General features: G+C 66.2%; 18 protein-coding genes. 5 read left to right on the forward strand and 13 right to left on the reverse strand.

The genetic code is table 11. The features are described from left to right. Positions 1 to 34 precede the first annotated feature (34 nt). The 7 genes from ACPFMA_RS10355 to soxR form a co-directional block, all read right to left on the reverse strand. The gene (locus ACPFMA_RS10355; RefSeq protein ID WP_425930100.1) at positions 35 to 1,030 is read right to left on the reverse strand and encodes a glycosyl transferase family protein; all 996 of its coding nucleotides are present in this window, start codon (positions 1,028 to 1,030) and stop codon (positions 35 to 37) included. Next, positions 1,027 to 1,362: a TusE/DsrC/DsvC family sulfur relay protein gene (locus ACPFMA_RS10360; protein WP_420057084.1), complete on the reverse strand. Its 336-nt coding sequence runs from the start codon at positions 1,360 to 1,362 to the stop codon at positions 1,027 to 1,029. Before ACPFMA_RS10360 ends, ACPFMA_RS10355 begins: the two co-directional genes overlap by 4 nt. Further along, positions 1,359 to 1,649: a sulfurtransferase complex subunit TusB gene (tusB, locus tag ACPFMA_RS10365; RefSeq protein ID WP_064303274.1), complete on the reverse strand. Its 291-nt coding sequence runs from the start codon at positions 1,647 to 1,649 to the stop codon at positions 1,359 to 1,361. Before tusB ends, ACPFMA_RS10360 begins: the two co-directional genes overlap by 4 nt. Continuing rightward, positions 1,649 to 2,008: a sulfurtransferase complex subunit TusC gene (gene tusC, locus ACPFMA_RS10370; RefSeq protein ID WP_064303275.1), complete on the reverse strand. Its 360-nt coding sequence runs from the start codon at positions 2,006 to 2,008 to the stop codon at positions 1,649 to 1,651. Before tusC ends, tusB begins: the two co-directional genes overlap by 1 nt. Position 2,009: 1 nt before the next feature. Beyond that, a complete protein-coding gene (tusD, locus tag ACPFMA_RS10375) occupies positions 2,010 to 2,402 on the reverse strand; it encodes a sulfurtransferase complex subunit TusD (protein WP_009397593.1) in 393 nt (130 codons plus the stop codon). A gap of 84 nt (positions 2,403 to 2,486) precedes the next feature. Next, positions 2,487 to 3,857 (reverse strand): nucleobase:cation symporter-2 family protein, encoded by a 1,371-nt coding sequence (locus tag ACPFMA_RS10380; protein WP_064303276.1) that lies wholly within the window; start codon positions 3,855 to 3,857, stop codon positions 2,487 to 2,489. Between the two features lie 179 nt (positions 3,858 to 4,036). After that, positions 4,037 to 4,513: a redox-sensitive transcriptional activator SoxR gene (soxR, locus tag ACPFMA_RS10385; protein WP_064303277.1), complete on the reverse strand. Its 477-nt coding sequence runs from the start codon at positions 4,511 to 4,513 to the stop codon at positions 4,037 to 4,039. A gap of 91 nt (positions 4,514 to 4,604) precedes the next feature. Here soxR and ACPFMA_RS10390 point away from each other — a divergent pair, with 91 nt between their 5' ends. The 4 genes from ACPFMA_RS10390 (at position 4,605) to ACPFMA_RS10405 (ending at position 11,111) form a co-directional block, all read left to right on the forward strand. Next, positions 4,605 to 5,687: an efflux RND transporter periplasmic adaptor subunit gene (locus ACPFMA_RS10390; protein ID WP_425930101.1), complete on the forward strand. Its 1,083-nt coding sequence runs from the start codon at positions 4,605 to 4,607 to the stop codon at positions 5,685 to 5,687. After that, complete coding sequence (locus tag ACPFMA_RS10395; RefSeq protein ID WP_425930102.1) at positions 5,684 to 8,764, forward strand: MexW/MexI family multidrug efflux RND transporter permease subunit; 3,081 nt, start codon at positions 5,684 to 5,686, stop codon at positions 8,762 to 8,764. Before ACPFMA_RS10390 ends, ACPFMA_RS10395 begins: the two co-directional genes overlap by 4 nt. Before the next feature lie 9 nt (positions 8,765 to 8,773). Next, positions 8,774 to 10,222: an efflux transporter outer membrane subunit gene (locus ACPFMA_RS10400; protein ID WP_425930103.1), complete on the forward strand. Its 1,449-nt coding sequence runs from the start codon at positions 8,774 to 8,776 to the stop codon at positions 10,220 to 10,222. A gap of 115 nt (positions 10,223 to 10,337) precedes the next feature. Further along, on the forward strand, positions 10,338 to 11,111 hold the full coding sequence (locus ACPFMA_RS10405; protein ID WP_009397582.1) for an ABC transporter ATP-binding protein: 774 nt from the start codon (positions 10,338 to 10,340) through the stop codon (positions 11,109 to 11,111). 6 nt (positions 11,112 to 11,117) lie between these two features. On the opposite strand, the gene mrdA is transcribed toward ACPFMA_RS10405, so the two are convergent. From mrdA to ACPFMA_RS10435, 6 genes are all read right to left on the reverse strand, one after another. Beyond that, positions 11,118 to 13,016 carry a penicillin-binding protein 2 gene (gene mrdA, locus ACPFMA_RS10410; protein WP_064303282.1) on the reverse strand — a complete coding sequence of 633 codons (1,899 nt, stop codon included), beginning with the start codon at positions 13,014 to 13,016 and terminating at the stop codon, positions 11,118 to 11,120. Between the two features lie 187 nt (positions 13,017 to 13,203). Beyond that, a complete protein-coding gene (locus ACPFMA_RS10415; protein ID WP_425930104.1) occupies positions 13,204 to 14,454 on the reverse strand; it encodes an OprD family porin in 1,251 nt (416 codons plus the stop codon). Positions 14,455 to 14,527: 73 nt separating this feature from the next. Further along, positions 14,528 to 15,910 carry a tripartite tricarboxylate transporter permease gene (locus ACPFMA_RS10420; protein WP_009397576.1) on the reverse strand — a complete coding sequence of 461 codons (1,383 nt, stop codon included), beginning with the start codon at positions 15,908 to 15,910 and terminating at the stop codon, positions 14,528 to 14,530. After that, entirely contained in the window at positions 15,910 to 16,362 is a 453-nt protein-coding gene (locus ACPFMA_RS10425) for a hypothetical protein (RefSeq protein ID WP_420057092.1), read from the reverse strand. The genes ACPFMA_RS10420 and ACPFMA_RS10425 overlap by 1 nt, the downstream gene beginning before the upstream one ends. Before the next feature lie 102 nt (positions 16,363 to 16,464). After that, on the reverse strand, positions 16,465 to 17,373 hold the full coding sequence (locus ACPFMA_RS10430) for a hydroxymethylglutaryl-CoA lyase (RefSeq protein ID WP_009397572.1): 909 nt from the start codon (positions 17,371 to 17,373) through the stop codon (positions 16,465 to 16,467). Further along, a complete protein-coding gene (locus tag ACPFMA_RS10435) occupies positions 17,370 to 18,656 on the reverse strand; it encodes a hydroxymethylglutaryl-CoA reductase, degradative (protein ID WP_064302875.1) in 1,287 nt (428 codons plus the stop codon). The genes ACPFMA_RS10430 and ACPFMA_RS10435 overlap by 4 nt, the downstream gene beginning before the upstream one ends. 151 nt (positions 18,657 to 18,807) lie before the next feature. Here ACPFMA_RS10435 and ACPFMA_RS10440 point away from each other — a divergent pair, with 151 nt between their 5' ends. Beyond that, a complete protein-coding gene (locus ACPFMA_RS10440; RefSeq protein WP_420057094.1) occupies positions 18,808 to 20,190 on the forward strand; it encodes a PLP-dependent aminotransferase family protein in 1,383 nt (460 codons plus the stop codon). The last annotated feature ends 130 nt before the right edge of the window (positions 20,191 to 20,320 follow it).

The raw sequence follows: 20,320 nt of genomic DNA on the forward strand, positions 1-20,320 counted from the left end.
CCGCCTGTTTGATCGATGGAGTCGATGGATTGTCTCAGGCCAGACGTGCAGCCCAGTATTCGCGGGCCTTGGCGAAGGCGTCGGCCTGGCTGTGCCCAAGGCCTCGCAGCGCCAGGGCCATGGTCGCGACTACCGCCATCTCGCCATAGCTGTCAGCGGACTCGCCGGACCAGACGCTCAACAGGTGCGAAGGCTCCAGGCTTGCCGGCTTCACATGCCGTTGCGCCGACATCTGCGGCCATTCCTCATCCCAGTCCGCACCCTCGGCGGTGCCGTAGAGATGGCTGGTCGCGTCCGGGTTGACCTCGATCTCGCCGCCATCGCCCTTGATCACGATGGCGCGATCGCCCAGCAAACGGCTGGCCTCGCGGTGCACCGCCTGGTAGCCGGGGTGGAAGATGCTCTGCAGGCCGCAGCGGGCGCCCAGCGGATTGAGCACCCGGGCCAGGGAGTGGATCGGCGAGCGCAGGCCGAGGGTGTTGCGCAGGTCGATCATCCGTTGCAGGCGCGGCGCCCAGTCCTGCAGCGGGAAGAAGGCCAGGTTGTGCCGGTCCAGCGCTGTCCTGACTTCGCCCCAGTTGCGGCACAAGGGGATGTCCAGCAGGCCCAGTACCTGCTCGGTATACAGGCGCCCGGCGGTGTGCGCGCCGCCGCCGTGCATCAGGATGCGCACGCCATTGCGCGCCAGGCAACGTGTCGCCAGCAGGTACCAGGGCAGGTGGCGCTTCTTCCCGGCGTAGCTCGGCCAGTCGATGTCCACGGCGATCGCCGGGGCATCCAGGCGCGCACGCAAGGCCTCGGTAAAACCGGCCAGCTCCTCGGGGCTTTCTTCCTTGTGCCGCAGCAGCATCAGGAAGGCGCCAAGCTGGGTTTCTTCGACCTTGCCGTCGAGGAGCATGCCCATCGCCTCGCGGGCTTCCTCGCGGGTCAGGCCGCGGGCTCCGCGCTTGCCCTTGCCGAGGATGCGGACGAATTCGGCGAAAGGGTGTTCGGCCGGGGTTTCGGTAACGAGAGGACGTGGCTCGGTCATATGCAATTGGTCGGCTTGGGCAGGCCCGCCAGCTTGGCGGCAAGTTTGGCGGGAGTACCGTTGAACAGGCGGTTAAGGTGCAGGCTGTTGCCTTTGTCCGCGCCCAGCTTGAGCGCGGTGTACTTGATCAGCGGCCGGGTCGCCGGCGACAGCTCGAACTCCCGGTAGAACTGGCGCAGCAGCTCCAGCACTTCCCAGTGATCGGCACTCAGCTCGATGGACTCGCGCTCGGCCAGGGCCCGGGCGACATCCTCGGACCAGTCACCCAGTTCCACCAAGTAACCGTCCTTGTCGAGGGCGATATCGCGGCCGTTGACATGCAGGATGCTCATAGCCAGCTGTTGACCTTGTCGTAGTTCAGGGACAGTTCGACGAATGCCGGATAATCCACGGCCGTGGCGACGGTGTCGGTGATGGCGCGGGCCTCGAGGTCTTCCGCAAGGGCATACAGGCGCGGGCCGAGCGTGGTCAGCCCGGCTACCGTTACGCTGCCGGGATTCAACGCGTACACCGCATCGCCACAGAGCAGCAGGCCGTCGTGCGGGCCGAGCAGGCGCAGGCAACTGGCCAGGCGGTCGTCGCCGAACGGCGATCGGGAAATGACATGCAGGGTGCTCATCAGAGGGTTACCACCTGGTCGAAACGGTCGATCAAGGCCGCAAGGCCGGCGTCATCCAGCACCTGCACCGGCAGGCCCAGGCCGTCGGGGTCCAGGCCGCGCTCGGCCAGGCTGCTGGCGGCAACGAACAGGTCCTCGACGCCGAACATCGGCAGGGCCTGAAGATTGGCTGCGAGGTTCTTCTGCTGCAGCAGCGCCGGTTGCTGGTTGGGCGCGAGCTGGAACACGCCGTCATCGAGGAACAGCATGCCCAGGGGAAGATCGAAGGCGCCGCCGGCCAGCGCGATATCCAGCGCTTCGCGCGCCGACGGGCCGCTCCACGGCGCCTGGCGGCTGATGATCAGCAGGGACTTGGCCATTTCAATCGCCTCCGAAGCAGACCAGGCGGTCCGCGCTTTGTGCGGCTTCATGCAACTGGCCGAGGCCGGACAGTTCCCACGGTACCGGCAGGTTGGCAGCCGGACGCTGATAGCGATTGGCTTCCTCGTCGTTCAGCACACCGCGGCGCAGGGCGGCGGCGATGCAGACCACCGCATCGAGCTGGTGGGCCGTGACGAACTCGCGCCAGTGCGCCGGCACGTCGTTTTCATCCTGGGGCGTGACCACGTTGGCCGAGGCGCTGTGCACACCGTCCTGGTAGAAGAACAGGCGCACGATCTCATGACCGCCGGCAAGAGCCGCCTGGGCGAACAGCAAGGCGCGGCGCGAGGAGGGCGCGTGGCCGGGGGAAAAAACCGCGATGACGAACTTCATGGCAGGCCCTGTGGGAAAAACACCCGGCATGATAAAGCAAAAAGCCCGCAGCAGGCTGCGGGCTTGTCCGATGCACGACCCGGATCAGGCCTCGCGCCTGGCCTCGGGCAGGAACCAGTTCAGCACCAGGGCACAGATGCCACCGGTGGCCACGCCCGATTCCAGCACGTTGCGCAGGGCCGAAGGCATATGGGCGAGGAACTCCGGCACCTGGGCCACGCCCAGGCCGAGGGCCAGGGACACAGCGATGATCAGCAGGGCCCGGCGGTCCAGGCTGATGCTGGCAAGGATGTTGATCCCGGAAGCGGCGACGGCGCCGAACATGACCATGGCCGCGCCGCCCAGCACCGGCTCGGGCACGGCCTGGATCACCCCGGCCACCGCCGGGAACAGGCCCAGCACGACCAGCATCAGGGCGATCCATACGCCAATATGGCGGCTGGCGATGCCGGTCAGCTGAATCACCCCATTGTTCTGCGCGAAGATCGAGCTGGGGAAGGTGTTGAACACCCCGGCCAGCAGCGAGTTGGCCCCGTTGACCAGTACCCCGCCCTTGATCCGCTGCATCCACAGCGGGCCTTCCACCGGCTGGCGCGACACCTTGCTGGTGGCGGTGACGTCGCCGATGGCCTCCAGCGAGGTGACCAGGTAGATCACCAGCATCGGAATGAACAACGACCAGGAGAAGCCCAGCCCGAAATGCAGCGGTACCGGCACCTGGAACAGCGCCGCTTCATGCATGCCGGTGAAATCCAGGCGGCCCAGGTACCCGGCCAGGGCATAGCCCACGGCGAGGGCAATGACGATGGCGCAACTGCGCATCCACACCAGCGGGATGCGGTTGAGCACCACGATGATCGCCAGCACCACGCCGGACAGCAGCAGGTTCTCGCCGTTGGCGAAGGTGCCGTTGCCCATGGCGGCGAAACCGCCGCCCATGCTGATCAGGCCGACCTTGATCAGGGTCAGGCCGATCATCAGCACGACGATGCCGGTCACCAGCGGGGTAATCAGGCGCTTGACGAAGGGCAGGATGCGCGAAATGCCCATTTCCACGAACGATCCGGCGATGACCACGCCAAAGATCGCCGCCATCACCGCCTCCACCGGCGTACCCTGCTTGACCATCAGCGCACCGCCGGCGATCAGCGGGCCGACGAAGTTGAAGCTGGTGCCCTGGACGATCAGCAGCCCGGCGCCGAACGGCCCGAAGCGGCGGCACTGGACGAAGGTGGCGATGCCGGAGATTACCAGGGACATCGACACGATCAGGTTGGTATCGCGGGCGGAAACGCCCAGGGCCTGGCAGATCAGCAGGCCCGGGGTCACGATCGGCACGATGATCGCCAGCAAATGCTGGAGCGCGGCCAGCAGGCCGATCACCAGGCGCGGCCGGTCTTCCAGGCCGAGGACCAGTTCATTGGCCTGTGCCGGGCCTTGTTCGATTGAGCTCATGGAAAGGATGCCCCGGAAAAAAAGGAGCGCATTCTACGGGGGCACGAAGGTTTGCGGTAGCCTGTCTTAGGGGCGATTCGCGGAACTTGTAGGAGCGGGTTCACCCGCGATTGCGATGGTGAATTCACTACTGTAATCGCGGGTGAACCCGCTCCCACAAGGCCCGCGGTGCTGTTGCACTATTTATGCCCTCGACAAGCCGCCTCCAGCACCCGCGGCCCCGGCCCTTCCAACCCGAGCCTGTCCTCCGGGTTGCGCAACGGACAATCCTCCAGCGACAGGCAGCCACAGCCAATGCAGTCATCCAGGCTGTCGCGCAATGCTTCCAGCGTCCGTATCCGCGCATTCAGGTCTTCGCGCCAGGCCGTGGACATTTCCCCCCACTGCGCCGCCGTCAGCTTGCTGTTCGGCGGATAGCGGCCAAAGGCATTCTTGATCTCCTCCAACGGAATCCCGGTGCGCTGGGCCACCTTGATCACCGCGATGGTCCGCAGCACCAGCGCCGGAAAACGCCGTTGGTTGCCGGCATTGCGGGTACTGGCGATCAGCCCCTTGGCCTCGTAGAAGTGCAAGGTCGACACCGGCACCCCGGCGCGCCGCGCCACTTCGCCGACGCTGAGCAGGCGCGTCCCGTCCACCGCTTTTTTCCCCGCCATACCTGTTGACCTCAAGTAAAGTTGAGGTTTTATAGTCCGGCCCCGTCGTTCCTGCAAGTGCAGGAATCATCATCGATCAGCGGGGCGGAGCATGGGCAAAAGGCTGCTGTTGGGGGGAGGGGCGCTGGCGCTGGGTGCGCTGGTGTTGGTAGTGGGCACGCAGCGGACACCGCCGGCGCAGGCCAGCGGTGCATGGCCGACAACCAAGGTGGCGTTGGCCAGGGTTACGTCGATGCCGGCGCCACGGCAGCGTTTCGCGGTGGGCGAGCTGGAAGCCGTGGATCAGGTGCGGCTGGCCGCCGAAAGCGCCGGGCGGGTGACGCGCATTGCCTTCGACTCGGGCCAGACGGTCAAGGCCGGGCAGTTGCTGGTCCAGCTCAATGATGCCCCGGAGCAGGCTGAGCGCCTGCGCCTGCGGGCACAGTTGCGCAATGCCGAATCATTGCTGGAGAGGACGCGCAAGCTGCGTGCCTCCAGTGTCACCACCCAGGAGCAACTGGACAACGCCAGCGCCGCTGCCGACATGGCCAGGGGCGAGTTGCAACAGGTTGAAGCGCGGATTGCGCAGAAAGCTATCGTCGCGCCATTCGCCGGCAAGCTCGGGATCCGCCGGGTGCATCAGGGCCAGTACCTCAATGCGGGCGACGCGGTTGCCAACCTGGTCGAGCCAAACCGGCTGCGGGTGAATTTCTCCCTGAACGAACAGGCGGTCGCCGAACTGAGTACCGGACAGGCCGTGCAACTGGGCATCGATGCCCTGGCGGACCGGAGCTTCCCGGCGCGGATCAGCGCCATCGACCCCATGATCAGTTCCACGCGCCTGGTCCAGGTGCAGGCCACCCTGGTCAACCCGGACAGCCAGCTGCAACCCGGCATGTACGCCCGGGTGCGTGTGGACGCCCAACAGCCGGCCAGTGTCTTGTCGCTGCCGGAAACCGCCGTCACCTACACCGCCTACGGCCAGACCGTGTTCGTCGTGCGGCAGGTCGAGGGCGGCCTGCAGGTTGCGCGGGTCGGCGTGACCACCGGCGAACGCTGGCAGGGCCGGGTGGAAATCACCTCTGGCCTGGCCGAAGGCGAGCAGGTGGTGGTTTCCGGCCAGCTCAAGCTCAGCGATGGCATGGCGGTGGAACCCGTGGCCGGCAACAGCCTGGATGAAGGAGGCCGGCCGTGAGATTCACCGACCTGTTCGTCCGCCGTCCGGTGCTGGCCCTGGTGGTCAGTGCGCTGATCACCTTGATGGGCCTGTTCGACCTCGGCAAGTTGCCGATCCGCCAGTACCCGCTGCTGGAAAGCTCGACCATCACCATCACCACCGAGTACCCCGGCGCGTCTGCCGAGCTGATGCAGGGCTTCGTCACCCAGCCGATCACCCAGGCGGTGTCCTCGGTGGAGGGCATCGACTACCTGGCGTCCTCGTCGATGCAGGGTCGCAGCACCATCACCCTGCGCATGACCCTCAACCGCGATCCGACCCAGGCCCTGACCCAAGCCATGGCCAAGGTCAACCAGGTGCGCTATCGCCTGCCGGAAAAGGCCTACGATCCGGTGGTCGAGCTGTCGGCGGGGGACTCCACCGCGGTGGCCTATGTCGGGTTCTCCAGCGAGACCCTGTCGATCCCCGAATTGAGCGATTACCTGTCGCGGGTGGTCGAGCCACAGTTCTCGGGGATCGACGGCGTGGTCAAGGTGCAGACCTTCGGCGGCCAGAACCTGGCCATGCGCCTGTGGCTGGACAGCGAGCGCATGGCCGGGCGCGGGGTCACCGCCAGCGACGTGGCCGAGGCGGTGCGGCGCAACAACTACCAGGCCACCCCGGGCCAGGTGCGCGGGCAATATGTGCTGGCGGATATCCGCGTCGACACCGACCTGACCAGCGTCGAGGCCTTTCGCGACCTGATCGTGCGCAACGACGGCCGCGACCTCGTGCGCCTGCGTGACATCGGCAGCGTCGAGCTGAGCGCGGCCATGACCCAGACCAGCGCCACCATGGACGGCAAGCCTGCGGTGCACCTGGGCCTGTTCCCCACGCCCTCGGGCAACCCGCTTGTAATCGTCGACGGCATCCGCAAGCTCCTGCCACAGATCCAGCAGACCCTGCCGCCAGGGGTGAAGGTGGCGTTGGCCTACGAGACTGCACGCTTTATCGATGCGTCGATCAAGGAAGTGCTGCACACCTTGCTCGAAGCGATGCTGATCGTGGTCGCGGTGATCTGGCTGTGCCTGGGTTCGCTGCGCAGCGTGGCGATACCGGTGCTGGCGATTCCCCTGTCGATGCTCGGCGCCGCCGCATTGATGCTGTTTTTCGGCTTCAGTCTCAACCTGCTCACCCTGCTGGCGATGGTCCTGGCCATCGGCCTGGTGGTGGACGATGCCATCGTGGTGGTGGAGAACGTCCATCGCCATATAGAAGAAGGGCAGACGCCGGTGACCGCGGCGCTGGCGGGCGCCCGGGAGATCGCCGGGCCGGTGGTGGCCATGACCCTGACCCTGGCGGCGGTGTACGCGCCCATAGGTTTGATGGGCGGGCTCACCGGCACGCTGTTTCGTGAATTTGCCCTGACGTTGGCCGGTGCAGTGATCATCTCCGGGATCGTTGCCCTGACCTTGTCGCCGGTGATGAGCTCGTTGCTGCTCAAGCCCGGCCAGCAGGAGGGGCCGATGGCCCGGCTGGCAGAGAAGGTCTTCGGGGGCCTGGCCGGAGGGTATGGCCGTTTGCTGGAGCAATCGCTGGCGCGACGCTGGATCAGCGGCGGAATCGCCGTGCTGGTCTGCCTGAGCCTGCCCTGGCTGTACCTGCAGGCGCAGCGCGAGCTGGCGCCGCCGGAGGACCAGGCGGCGGTACTGGCCGCGATCAAGGCGCCACAATATGCCAGCCTGGAATACGCCGAGCATTTCAATGCCAGGCTGGACCGGGTGATGAAGGCCATCCCGGAAACCACTGATACCTGGATCATCAATGGCACCGACGGCCCGGCCAGCAGTTTCGGCGGCATCAACCTGAGTGCCTGGGGTGACCGCCAGCGTTCGGCGGCGCAGGTCCAGGCCGAACTGCAACAGGCCGTGGGCGAGGTCGAAGGCAGCAGTATCTTCGCCTTCCAGGTGGCCTCGCTGCCGGGTTCCAGTGGTGGCCTGCCGGTGCAGATGGTGCTGCGCAGCGCCCAGGACTACCCGCTGCTGTACCAGACCATGGAAGGGCTCAAGCAGCGCGCGCGGGAAAGCGGCCTGTTCGTCGTGGTGGACAGCGACCTGGACTACAACAACCCGCTGGTCAGCCTGAATGTCGACCGGGCCAAGGCCGCCAGCCTCGGCATCGGCATGCAGGCCATCGGCGATTCGCTGGCGGTGCTGGTGGGCGAGCAGTACATCAATCGCTTCGCCCTGTACGGCCGCTCCTACGACGTGATCCCGCAGAGCATCCAGGACCAGCGCCTGACCCCGCAGGCCCTGGCCCGCCAGTATGTGCGGGCGGATGACGGGCAATTGCTGCCGCTGTCCAGCGTGGTGCACATGGACATCGGCGTGGCGCCGAACCGCCTGCTGCAATTCGATCAGCAGAATGCCAGCACCTTGCAGGCGATTCCCGCGCCGGGTGTTTCCCAAGGCCAGGCGGTGGCCTTCCTCGAACAACTGGCCAGCGAGCTGCCGCCAGGCTTCAGCCATGACTGGCAATCGGAGTCGCGGCAATACGTGCAGGAAGGACTGGCGCTGATGTGGGCCTTCCTCGCCGCGTTGGTGGTGATCTACCTGGTGCTCGCCGCCCAGTACGAAAGCCTGGTGGACCCGCTGATCATCCTGGTCACCGTGCCGCTGTCGATTTGCGGTGCGCTGCTGCCGCTGGCGATGGGCTGGGCGACCCTGAACATCTACACGCAGATTGGCCTGGTGACCCTGATCGGCCTGATCAGCAAGCACGGGATCCTGATGGTGGCGTTCGCCAACGAGATCCAGGTGCGCGACAACCTGGGCCGTGGCGAGGCGATCATCCGCGCCGCGCAGGTCCGCCTGCGCCCGGTGCTGATGACCACGGCGGCGATGACCTTCGGCGTGGTACCGCTGTTGTTCGCCAGCGGTGCCGGGGCCAACAGCCGTTTCGGCCTGGGGGTGGTGATCGTCTGCGGCATGCTGGTGGGCACGCTGTTCACCCTGTTTGTGCTGCCGACCCTTTATTCATGGCTGGCCCGGGATCACCGGGTCGAAGGTGCACGCAAGCAACAGTTGGCCGATGCCCAACGCGTGCTGGGGAATTGAGGAGTGCTCATGAAGTATTTTGGCGTGGTGAGCGGGGCGTTGATCCTGGGGGCTTGCAGTGTGGGGCCGCAGTACCGGCAGCCGGATGTGGCGCCGATCACCTTGGTCAGTCCGCAGGCCGGGGAATTCGCTGCGACCGGGGTGCAGTCGCAGGCGAACTGGTGGGGCTTTTTCGACGACCCGCAACTGTCGCGCCTGATCGAGCGGGCCCTGGTACAGAACAACGATGTGCGCCAGGCCCACGCCAATCTGCTGCTGGCCCGCGCCGGACTCGACGAGCAGGACCTCAAGCGCTATCCGCAGGTCACCAGCGAGGCCGGTTACCTGCGCAGTCTTGAACAGCGCGCGGTGGACGGCGCGGCGCCCCAGCGCAGCCTGGCCGAGTCGTGGCGGGCGGGGCTGGATCTGCAATGGGAACTGGACCTGTTCGGCCGCCTCGATCACCTCAGTCGTGCCGCGCAAGCGCGGGTCGAGGCGTCCCGGGCAGACCTCGAGCAGGTGCAGTTGAGCATCGCCGCGGAGGTGGCGCGAGCCTGGTTCCAGGCCCAGGGACAACGACGGCAACTGGTGCTGGCCCATGACGAGGTGCGTAGCTGGGGCGAGACGGTGCGCATGGTCGAGGCGCAGCTGGCGGCGGGCAGCGGTCTGCCCGAGGACCGGGAAAGTGCGCGGAGCAACCTGCTGCGGGCCGAGGCATCGATCGCACCCTTGAGCAGTGCTTTGCAGCGCAGCCTGTACCGGCTGGACGTGTTATGCGGACAGCGTCCTGGCCGTCTTGCGCTGGCGTTGGATGCGGCGCCACCGCTGCCTTTGGCCCGGCAACTGCCGCTGGGCGATGTCGACCTGCTGATCCGCAAGCGCCCGGATGTGGTGCGCGCCGAGCGCTTGCTGGCGGCCCGGGTCGAGGACGTCGGCGCGGCGACGGCGGATCTTTATCCGCGCTTGAACCTGGGAGGCTTTATCGGCTTCTTCGCCTTGCGCGACGGCGATCTCGGCAGTGCCTCGCGGGCCTTCGAACTGGCCCCCGGGTTGACCTGGCCGGCGCTGGACCTGGGCAGTGTGCGGGCCCGCCTCAGGGCGGCGCAGGCGCGCTCGGCGGGCGAGGGCGCGCGCTTCGAGCAGGTGCTGCTGGTGGCGGTGGAAGAAGTGGAGGGCGCCGTGGTCGAACTGACCGAGCAGCAGCGGCATCTGCAGGAGCTGGTGAAGTCGGCCGTGCATGACGAGGCGGCGTTCGCCATCGCCAGCCGGCGTTATGACGCCGGCGGCGGGAGCTATCAGGCGGTGCTGGAGAGTCAGCGCGAGCTGTTGCGCACAAGGCAGGCGATTGCGGGGGCGGAAACGGCGTCTTATCTGAATGCGGTGGGGTTGTACAAGGCGTTGGCCTGGCGGGCCTCATCGCCGGCAACGCCGGCTCCCACAGAGATGGCGTCGAACACTGGTCCTGTGGCAGGTGAATAACCTTGTGGGAGCCGGCGTTGCCGGCGATGGGGCCCGAAAGAACAACAAAAAACCATGCGGGTTCCCCGATGCCTCTGGCAAACTCCTGTTACACAAGGCAGCCAAGAGCCCCCTGATGATCGATATCCATAACGTCACCGCTTTCCAGCAGCAGACCCGAGTCCTGGAAGGTTTCTCCCTGCATATCGGCGAAGGCGAGAAGGTCGCCATCCTCGGCCCCAACGGCGCCGGCAAGAGCACCCTGCTCAAGCTGATCACCCGCGAGCTGTACCCGGTGGAGCGCGAGGGCAGCCACCTGCGCCTGTTCGGCAGCGACACCGTCAATCTCTGGGCCCTGCGCAGCCGCATCGGTTTCGTCTCCCAGGACCTGCAGGACGACTACACCCCCTACACCCAGGCGCTGGACGTGGTGGTCTCCGGCTTCTTCGGTTCCATCGGTGCCCATGGCCATCTGCAGCCCAGCGCCGAGCAACTGGAGAACGCCCGCCAATTGCTGGCCGTGGTAGAGATGTCCGGCCATGAACAGACCATGTTCCAGCGCCTGTCCACCGGCCAGCGTCGCCGCCTGCTGCTGGCCCGGGCCCTGGTCCACCAGCCGAGTGCACTGATCCTCGACGAGCCGGCCAACGGCCTGGACATGGGCGCCAGCCTGGGCATGCTCAAGCTGATGCGGCGCTTCTGCGGTGCCGAGCACGCGATGATCATCACCACCCACCATATCGACGAGATCATTCCGGAGATCGAGCGGGTGGTCCTGCTGGACAAGGGCCGCATCGTCGCCGACGGGCCCAAGGCCGACGTGCTCACCAGCGAACGCCTGTCCGCCCTTTACCAGACCGACCTGCGCCTGACCGAGCAGGATGGCTGGTACCGTTGCTGGCACGGTTGACGGTATCTAGGGGTGTGCCGATGCATGCAGCGCCAGGCCCTGGCCGCCGGCGTATTGGGGTTTAAGGTGCCCCTGATCGTCCAGTAGCCACGCATCCATGATTTCCCGCACCACCGGCCCGGCCACCCGGCCGCCGGCCTCGCCGTTCTCGATCATCACCGCCACTACCACGCTGGGATGATCGGCAGGCGCGAAACCGACGAACAGGGCGTTGTCGCGGTGCCGCTCCAGAGTCTTGTTGCGGTTGTAGCGTTCGCCCTGCTTGATCGCCACCACCTGGGCCGTGCCGCTCTTGCCGGCGATGCGGTATTGCGCTCCGGCGGCGGCGGCGCGGGCGATGCCGCGGGGGTCGTGCATGACCATTTGCATGCCCTGGTTGACCTGGTCCCAGGCATGGCTGTCGTGCAGCACGATGTCCGGCATGGGGTTGGGGTCGACCGGCGCCGTGTCGCCGACTTCGAGCGCCAGGTGCGGCCGGTGCCACTTGCCCTTGCTGGCCAGCAGGCTGGTGGCCTGGGCCAGCTGTAGCGGCGTGACCTGCATATAGCCCTGGCCGATGCCAAGGATCAGCGTTTCCCCCGGGAACCAGGCCTGGCGGCGAGTGGCGCGTTTCCATTGCTGCGAGGGCATCAGGCCCGGTGCTTCCTCGAACATGTCCAGCGAGACCTTCTCGCCGAGGCCGAAGCGGGCCATGTAGTCGTGCAGGCGATCGATGCCGAGCTTGTGCGCCAGGTCGTAGAAGTAGGTGTCGTTGGAACGCATGATCGCCGTGTACATGTCCACCCAGCCATCGCCGCTGCGGTTCCAGTTGCGGTACTTGTGGTCGTAGTTGGGCAGCTCGTAATAGCCCGGGTCGAACACGCGGCTGCCCGGGGTGGTCACGCCGCTGTCGAGGCCGGCGATGGCGACCTCCGGCTTGACCGTCGATCCGGGTGCATACAGCCCGCGCAGCACGCGGTTGAACAGTGGCCGGTCGATGGAGTCGCGCAGGGCAGCGTACTGCTTGAAGCTGATGCCCTTGACGAACAGGTTGGGGTCGAAGCTCGGGTTGCTGACCATCGCCAGCACGTCGCCGTTGCCGGGGTCGAGTACCACCACCGCGCCCCGGCGGTCGCCCAGGGCGTGCTCGGCGGCCAGCTGCAAATGCGCGTCGAGGCTGAGGGTGATGTTCTTTCCGGGGACCGGGTCCTTATGGTTGAGTACCCGCATCACCCGGCCCTGAGCGTTGGTCTCGACTTCTTCATAGCCAACCTGGCCATGCAGCTCGTTCTCGTAGAAGCGCTCGATCCCGGTCTTGCCGATAGATTGCGTACCGCGGTACTGGGTGCTGTCGAGGACCTTGGCTTCCTTCTCGTTGATCCGTCCGACATAGCCCACGGAATGCGCGAAATGCTCGGCCAAGGGATATTCGCGGATGAACTGCGGCTCCACCTCAAGCCCCGGCAGGCGAAACTGGTTTACCGCGATAAGGGCGATCTGCTCTTCAGTCAGGCCGACCATCAGGGTGACCGGCTCGAAAGGCTTGCGGCCGCGGCGCAGGTCCTTGTCGAACTGGCGGCGGTCGTCTTCGCCGAGGTTCAGGACCTGCGCCAGGGTGTCCAGGGTCTTCGCCGAATCGCCGGCGCGCTCGCGGGTCATGGTCAGGTCGAAGCTGGGCTTGTTGTCGGCCAGGACCACGCCGTTGCGGTCATAGATCAGCCCGCGCTCGGGCGGGATGGGCAGGATATGGACGCGGTTGTTCTCCGACACGGCGGTCTGCTGGTCGTGCTGAAGCACCTGCAGGACATAGAGGCGGCCCACGAGTACGGCGACCAGGGCCAGGACCAGGATGGCGCAGGCTACCAGCCGGCGGTTGACCAGATGCTGTTCCTTTTCGTGGTCCTTGAGGGGGATCGGTTGTGGCATGGGCGTGTATCGGGCAGCGGGCCGGCGATGCTACGCGTTGCCAGGACGTCCAGGGGTGAATATGAACACTTGTTCATGTGGATTCATGAAGAGGGGTGTTGTCTGATCTGGCCTTATCGCCGGCCAGCTCCCTGTGGGAGCTGGCTTGCCAGCGATAAGGCCATCAGCAATAACCCAGGTTGGTTGTTCAGAGCAGCGAAAGCGGATAACTCACGATCACCCGATGCTCATCGAACTCATTGCTGCTGAAGTCCCGCCGCAAGGTCGAACTGCGCCACCTCAGCGTCAGGTCGCGCAGCGCACCGCTCTGGACGGTGTAGGCCAGCTCCGTCTCGCGCCCCCACTCCTTGCCATCCTTCACGCTGCCGACCTGCACCTGATCCCCACGGATATAGCGCGTCATGAACTGCAGCCCCGGCAATCCATCAACCGCGAAATCATGGTCATAGCGCACCTGCCAGGAGCGCTCATGGGCATTGTCATAGCTGGAGTTGTAGCTGTCGTTGGCCAGGCTGGTGCCCGCCGTGCCATTGACCCGCATCCAGCCGGTGTCGCCACTGACCTTTTGCAGGCCCAGGTAGAAGGTGTGCCCGCCCGTGCGCGCCGAGAGCAGCAGCGAGGCGGTGCGGTTGTCCATGTCGCCGGCCAGCGAGCGGCCGCTGTCCTTGCCGGTGAAGTAGCCCAGGTTGGCGCCCAGGGTCCAGGTGCCCATGGTCTGGCGATGGGTCAGGTTGTAGTACTGCTGCTGGTAGATGTCGCGCAGGTCCGAATGCCAGGCACCGATCAGGGTCGCCTTGTCGTTGAACAGGTATTCGGCACCGACGATATCCAGGCGATCCGAGGTGGCGCCGGGGCGGCCGGACATGAACATGTCGTCCATGCTCGCGTCGTTGCGCGGGCTGTTGCCACGGAAACGCGCGCCATAGAGGGTCAGGTCGGTTATTTCCCGGGAGGTGACCTGGGCGCCCTGGAAGGTCTGGGGCAGCGAGCGGCCGTCGTCCGAGCGCAGCACCGGAAGCATCGGCGACCACTCGCCGACCTTCAGTTCGGTCGCGGAAATCCGTGCTTTCCCGGCAACCGCGAGACGCCCGAAATCATCCGCCGGACGACCGCCGTCATGCACCGGCAGCAGTTGCGTGTTGGCCGTGCCGCGACCACCGTCCAGCTTGACCGAATACAGCCCCAGCACATCCACGCCGAAGCCCACCGTGCCCTCGGTGAACCCCGAGCGGGCATCGAGGATGAAGCTCTGGGTCCATTCCTCGGCCTTGCCTTGCGGGTACGCCGGATCGACGAAGTTGCGATTGATATAGAAGTTGCGCAGTGTCAGGCCTGCCTTGGCGTCTTCGACGAAACCGGCGGCCTGGGCAGTGCCGGCGCCGAACAGCAGGCAGGCGCAGGCCGCCGGCAGACGGCGTGGAAAGCAAAGGATATTCATTGTTGTTGTTCCTTTCTTGCGGGCGAGTAAAACCACGCAGCCGCCCGGGGGCTGCGTGGGAGAAAGTGGAAGGTCAGGCGAACAGGGCGATGATGGCCGGCACGCTGAGCACGGCGGTGTAGTACCCCATGAACTGCACGCCGATGTTGAAGCCGATGAAACGCTGCAGGAAGCCGCCCAGCAGGCCGATGGTAAGGATCACCAGCAGGCCCAGCAGGCCACCTTCCCACAGGCCGATGACCAGGATCAGGCCGACGAAGGTGGCGATTACCGCCTCGTGGCTGATGCGCCGCGACACGAACGAAGCCGCGCGGTGGGCGAAGTTCATCGAGAACGGGTAGGCGATCAGGATAGCGATCACGACCGCGAGCATGCCGAAGGCAAGGAACTCACCGGCGCTGAGCAGGTTGTGCAGGTTGTTCACCTGGCCGGTGGCGCTGTCCACGGTAAAGCGCGGCGGGGCGTTGAACAGCGGCGCGGCCGGGCCGGCGGCCACCGGGCTCAGGGGCAGGCCGAAGGCGATCAGCGGGATCAGCGCCTCGGCGATATAGGTGGACTCGGTCACCCCGTTGCGCACGCTGATCACCGAGGTCAGGCGGTGGTAGGCGTGCTTGATTCGCGCACCGACCACTTCACCAAGGATCACCGTCATCGCCACCGGGCTGAATACGAAGGTGGCGCTGGACACCGTGGCGGTGGCCAGGGTCCAGCCGGACTGGCGGCGGTCGAGGACCTTCAGCGGGTTGGGGAACCAGCCGCCCCAGCTTTTCACGTCCGGCGACAGGGAGAAGGTCCGCGGTTCGCTGCGCTTCATCCGCGCCCGTTCGGCCGGGGCAAGCATGGCGAACAAGGCGGCGATCAGCGGGCCGATGGCGATGCCGAGGAAGTAGCTGACGCTGAGCTTGACCCCATGCTGGCCGGTGAAGGTCTGCAGGGCGATAATCACCAGCACGAAGGGCAGCAGTGCCAGGACCGAGGCCCAGCGGCCGGCCGAGAACCAGGCGATGGTCGTCGCGGCGGCGAGGAACACCCAGGGCGCCGCCTGCTTGATCCCGTCGCCAAACGGTGCCAGCAGCACGGCGAACAGCACTGCCAGCGGCACGGCCACCAGTGCGGCGATCACCGCCCCGGAGATCATCTTGCGCAGGGCGATATGTGGCACGCCGAGGTTGCGCAGGAAGTTCGCCTCGCGCATCAGCGGTGTGGCCATGGTGTCGCCGGGGATACCGAGCAGGGCAGTGGGCACGGCGTGAGTCATGTGCTTGGCCACGGCGCCGGCGAGGAAGAAGGTGAAGACTCCGGCGGCAGGAACGCCGAGCAGTACCACCAGTAGGGTCAGCGGGGCCAGGGTGGTGGTCTCGTCGCTACCGGAGATCAGGCCGATGGCGGAAAACACCACGGCACCGATCACGCCCATCAGGGCGGCCATCAGGATCTGGTCGAACAGGGCTTCCATCAGGCGGTACCTCCCTTCAGGGCTGCAGGGGCGGTGACGGTGCGGGTCGGGCTGGCCGGTTCGGCTTCATCGAACAACTGCTCCAGGCCCAGCTCGCGCAGTTCGGCGCGGACTTCCGGCGGCAGCTCGGAGAGTTGGCCGATACCGCCGTATTCGCTGCGCAGCTCTTCGATCACCTGCTGGCGCCACGCCGGGTCGGCGACGTGTTCCACCACATGGCGCTTGGGCTTGAACAGGCAGGCGCTGACGCCACCGCCCAGCAGCGAGCCGAGGATGCCGAGGAGCATGGCGTAGGCGCGGGCCATCTGCGCGGACTCGACCCAGCCGGTCAGCAGGTGCTCGGCGAGGAAGAAGATGCCCAGGCTGCACGCGGCGCCGATGGCGATGGAAGCGACCAGGTGGCGGCTGTCCACGGTGTCGCCCCAGACTTCGTAGAGGTTATCGTCAGCCATGGTCCACCTCCGTGGGGCGGGGGTGCAGGCGGCATTCAAGTGTCATCGGAATTCTCCTGCCCTTGCGGGCTTGTTGTTTTTGTTCGGGAGCCAGGATCGGGTTCAGCGGTGTTCTGCGCTCCTTGCCGCCAGGGCCCTGCCTGCGCGGGAGCGGTTGGCGATGCCCAGCTCCGCGCTGATCCAGGTGCCGACCCGGGCCACTGCGTCCAGGTCCACGCCGGTCTCGAAACCCATGCCATGCAGCAGGTAGAGCACGTCCTCGGTCGCCACGTTGCCGCTGGCGCCAGGTGAGTAGGGGCAGCCGCCGAGGCCGGCGACCGAGCTGTCGAAGGTGCGTACTCCCTGAGACAGCGCGGCGTGGACATTGGCGATGGCCATGCCCCAGGTGTCATGGAAATGCCCGGCCAGGGCTTCGACCGGCAGCTCGCGGGCGCAGTGCTCGATCAGGCGGGCGGTCTCGTCCGGGCGTCCTGCGCCGATGGTGTCGCCCAGGCTGATCTCGTAGCAGCCCAGTGCATGCAGGCGGCGCGCTACCGCTGCTACGGCGTCTGGCGCCACTGCACCGCTGAACGGGCAGCCGAGCACGCAGGATACATAGCCGCGCACCCGGACACCCGCAGCTTTGGCAGCTTGCAGCACCGGGGTGAAGCGCTCGAAGCTCTCATCGATGGAGCAATTGATGTTGTTGCGCGAAAACGCCTCGGAGGCGGCGGCGAACACCGCCACCTCCCGGCAACCGGCGCGCAGCGCGGCGTCCAAACCCTGGCCGTTGGGCACCAGGGCCGAATAGTTGACCCCGTCGTCCTCCGGCAGACGCTGGAACAGCGCCTCGCTGTCGGCCATCTGCGGTACCCAGCGCGGCGACACGAAGGCGCCGCCCTCGATATGCCGCAGGCCGGTGGCTGCTAGCTTGCCGATCAGGGCCAGGCGGGTGTCCACCGACAGATGCCGTGGCTCGTTCTGCAAACCGTCCCGCGGGCCTACCTCGAAGATCCTGACCTGCATGGTCATTCGCCGCGCTTCTGTTTCAGCAGCTCGACGGCGCGGTCGGCGCGCACGTCGTGGTCCTGCACCAGTTGCCGGGCGACCCAGTCCACCTCGTCGCCACGGGCGCCAGCCACTACGGCGATGTTGCGCGCGTGCAGGGCCATATGGCCGCGCTGGATGCCTTCGGTGGCGAGGGCGCGCATGGCCCCGAGGTTCTGCGCCAGGCCTACGGCCACAGCGATTTCCGCGAGGTCCTGGGCGGTCTTGACGCCGAGGATGCGCAGCGACAGTTGTGCCAGCGGATGGGTTTTGGTGGCGCCGCCGACCAGGCCGACGGGCATCGGCATTTCCAGGGTGCCGACCAGATGGCCGTTGCCGTCCTTCTCCCAGGTGGTCAGTGAACCGTAATGCCCGCTGCGGCAGGCGTAGGCATGGGCACCCGCCTCGACGGCGCGCCAGTCATTGCCGGTGGCGACGATCAGCGGGTCGATGCCGTTCATGATGCCCTTGTTGTGGGTCGCGGCGCGGTAGGGATCGACGGCGGCGAAGGAGTAGGCATCGAGAATGCCCTCGATCACCGCTTCGCCACTGAATTCGGCGCAATTGAGTTGCTCCGGGGTGATCCGCACCTGGGCCCGGGCCAGGCGCAGGTCGGCCAGGTTGGAGAGGATGCGCAGGCGCACCTTGCCGCCGGTGATGTCCTCCATCAGCGGCGCAACGGCTTCGGCCATGGTGTTGACGGTGTTGGCGCCCATCGCATCGCGCACATCGACGATCAGGTGGGCCACCAGCATCGGGCCGCGCGGGGTATCGGCGAAGGTGTGGACCTCGATATCGCGGCAGCCGCCGCCGAGGCGGTTGAGCAACTGGTCCTTGCGGTTGGCCAGCTCGATGATCTCGTCCTTGCGCCGCAGCAGGCTCAGGCGGGCATTGAGCGGATCGGCGACACCGACGATCTGTACCTGGGCACGCATCAGCGGGGCACTGCTGGAGGTCACGAAACCGCCGTTGGCCCGGGCCAGCTTGGCCATGTAGGAGGCGGCGGCGACGATCGAAGGCTCTTCCACCACCAGCGGCACCAGCACATCGCGGCCATTGACCTGGAAGTTGCTGGCTACGGCGAAGGGCAGTTCGAACTTGCCGATGACGTTTTCGATCATGCCGTTGGCGATTTCCATCGGCAGGGCACCGGCGTCGGCCAGCAGGGCGACGTCATCACCGCTCAGGCCAAGCAGGCGGCCGATATGGTCGAGGCGGGCGGCAGGAGGCAGGTTGCGGAAATCGGGCAGGCGGGAGTCGAGGCTCATGGGGGCTCCTGTGGAGTCATTGTTGTTGGGGCGACGGCTTGAGCGCGGCGCCGGCGTGGTGCTAAATGTGCAGCCACTGTGCCCTTGGATAAAGGTACAGTTTTGCCCAACAGTACCCAGACTGTACCCATGACAGCCCAGGAGCGCGCCGATGGTCCGTGTCACCCTTGCCCAGCAGGTCGCCGATTCGGTGGAGCAGCAGATCCGTGCCGGGGTGCTCAAGGCCGGTGACCGCCTGCCATCGCTGCGCGAATACATGCGCCTGCACGGGCACTCGAAGAACACCGTGATCACCGCCTACGAGATCCTTGCCTCCAAGGGCCTGGTGGAGGCGCGGCACGGGCAGGGCTTCTTCGTCGGCGTGTTGGTGCAGGCTGCCGAGGCGGACGAAACGCCGCCCTACACCCGGGCCATGGACACCATCTGGATGATGCGCCAGCAGTTCGTGCGCGAGCCGGGGGTGGCGCCGCTGGGCGAGGGTTTTGCGCCGGTGGCCTGGCTGCAGGACATGCGCCTGGACAAATTCACCCGCCAGGTGATGCGCAGCGGGGCCGGCAACCTGTTCCGCTACGGCAACCGCCTGGGCAACCCGGCGTTACGCCAGAGCCTGGTGCGCAAGCTGGCCAGCTACGCGATCAGCGCTACGCCGCGGCAGATCGTCACCACCCATGGTGCCAACCATGCGCTGGACCTGATCATCCGCCGCTTCGTGGTGCCGGGGGATGCGGTACTGGTGGAGAACCCCGGTTACTACCCATTGTTCGGCAAGTTGCAGATGCAGGGCGCGCGGATGCTCAGTGTCCCGCGCCTGCCCGACGGGCCGGACATGGATGCCCTTGAAGCGCTGTTGCAGCGGGAGCGGCCGCGGTTGTTCTTCGTCCAGTCGGTCTGTCACAACCCCACCGGCTCGGATATCTCGCCGGCCAAGGCCCATCGCTTGCTGCAACTGGCCGAGCGGCACGACCTGTTGCTGGTGGAGGATGATGCCCTGGCCGACTTCAAGCCCAGCTCCGCGCTCAAGGTCGCGGCGCTGGACCAACTGCGCCGTTCGCTGTACATCGGCAGTTTTTCCAAGTCGGTCTCGGCGGCGTTGCGGGTGGGGTATATCGCTGGCAGCAAGGACATCATCGATGAGCTGGCGGATCTGCAGATGATGCTGCACACCAGTTGCTCGGAGCTGTGCGAACGTACGGCGGACGTGATTCTTGGCGAAGGGCATTTTCTGCGGCACCTGATGCGTTTGCAGGACCGGGTGCGCGAGGCTACCGAGGGCGGTTTGCAGGTGCTGGATGAACTGGGGGCGCAGGTGTTCTGCCGGCCGCAGCAGAGCCTGTATCTGTGGGCGCGGTTTCCGGGGATCGAGGATTCGGCGCAACTGACCCGGGAGGTGCAGGGCAGGGGCGTGATGCTGGCGCCAGGTGCGATCTTCCAGATGGATCAGAAGGGGGTTACGCCGTGGACGCGGTTGAATGTGGCGTATTTACGGGAGGCGGTGTTTGCGGAGTGCATTCGGGGGTGGAAGGAGCAGGTCTGAAGTACGGCACGGACCTTGTGGGAGCTGGCTTGTCGGACCGCCGAACCGCAGTGATTGCAGTAGTGAATTCACAACCGCAATTTCGCAAATCCAGGATCGTCTGTTCACAGACATGAAAAAGCCCGCCGAA

Origin of the sequence: Pseudomonas sp. NyZ201 (assembly GCF_049860765.1) — a bacterium.
In the GTDB taxonomy this organism is placed as follows: Bacteria; Pseudomonadota; Gammaproteobacteria; order Pseudomonadales; family Pseudomonadaceae; genus Aquipseudomonas; species Aquipseudomonas bharatica.

Excerpts from the sequence above, each read along its gene's own strand:
- ACPFMA_RS10355 (WP_425930100.1), bottom strand. The coding sequence starts at position 1,030 with ATGACCGAGCCACGTCCTCTCGTTACCGAAACCCCGGCCGAACACCCT.
- ACPFMA_RS10360 (WP_420057084.1), bottom strand. The coding sequence starts at position 1,362 with ATGAGCATCCTGCATGTCAACGGCCGCGATATCGCCCTCGACAAGGAC.
- tusB (WP_064303274.1), bottom strand. The coding sequence starts at position 1,649 with ATGAGCACCCTGCATGTCATTTCCCGATCGCCGTTCGGCGACGACCGC.
- tusC (WP_064303275.1), bottom strand. The coding sequence starts at position 2,008 with ATGGCCAAGTCCCTGCTGATCATCAGCCGCCAGGCGCCGTGGAGCGGC.
- tusD (WP_009397593.1), bottom strand. The coding sequence starts at position 2,402 with ATGAAGTTCGTCATCGCGGTTTTTTCCCCCGGCCACGCGCCCTCCTCG.
- ACPFMA_RS10380 (WP_064303276.1), bottom strand. The coding sequence starts at position 3,857 with ATGAGCTCAATCGAACAAGGCCCGGCACAGGCCAATGAACTGGTCCTC.
- soxR (WP_064303277.1), bottom strand. The coding sequence starts at position 4,513 with ATGGCGGGGAAAAAAGCGGTGGACGGGACGCGCCTGCTCAGCGTCGGC.
- ACPFMA_RS10390 (WP_425930101.1), top strand. The coding sequence starts at position 4,605 with ATGGGCAAAAGGCTGCTGTTGGGGGGAGGGGCGCTGGCGCTGGGTGCG.
- ACPFMA_RS10400 (WP_425930103.1), top strand. The coding sequence starts at position 8,774 with ATGAAGTATTTTGGCGTGGTGAGCGGGGCGTTGATCCTGGGGGCTTGC.
- ACPFMA_RS10405 (WP_009397582.1), top strand. The coding sequence starts at position 10,338 with ATGATCGATATCCATAACGTCACCGCTTTCCAGCAGCAGACCCGAGTC.
- mrdA (WP_064303282.1), bottom strand. The coding sequence starts at position 13,016 with ATGCCACAACCGATCCCCCTCAAGGACCACGAAAAGGAACAGCATCTG.
- ACPFMA_RS10415 (WP_425930104.1), bottom strand. The coding sequence starts at position 14,454 with ATGAATATCCTTTGCTTTCCACGCCGTCTGCCGGCGGCCTGCGCCTGC.
- ACPFMA_RS10420 (WP_009397576.1), bottom strand. The coding sequence starts at position 15,910 with ATGGAAGCCCTGTTCGACCAGATCCTGATGGCCGCCCTGATGGGCGTG.
- ACPFMA_RS10425 (WP_420057092.1), bottom strand. The coding sequence starts at position 16,362 with ATGGCTGACGATAACCTCTACGAAGTCTGGGGCGACACCGTGGACAGC.
- ACPFMA_RS10430 (WP_009397572.1), bottom strand. The coding sequence starts at position 17,373 with ATGACCATGCAGGTCAGGATCTTCGAGGTAGGCCCGCGGGACGGTTTG.
- ACPFMA_RS10435 (WP_064302875.1), bottom strand. The coding sequence starts at position 18,656 with ATGAGCCTCGACTCCCGCCTGCCCGATTTCCGCAACCTGCCTCCTGCC.
- ACPFMA_RS10440 (WP_420057094.1), top strand. The coding sequence starts at position 18,808 with ATGGTCCGTGTCACCCTTGCCCAGCAGGTCGCCGATTCGGTGGAGCAG.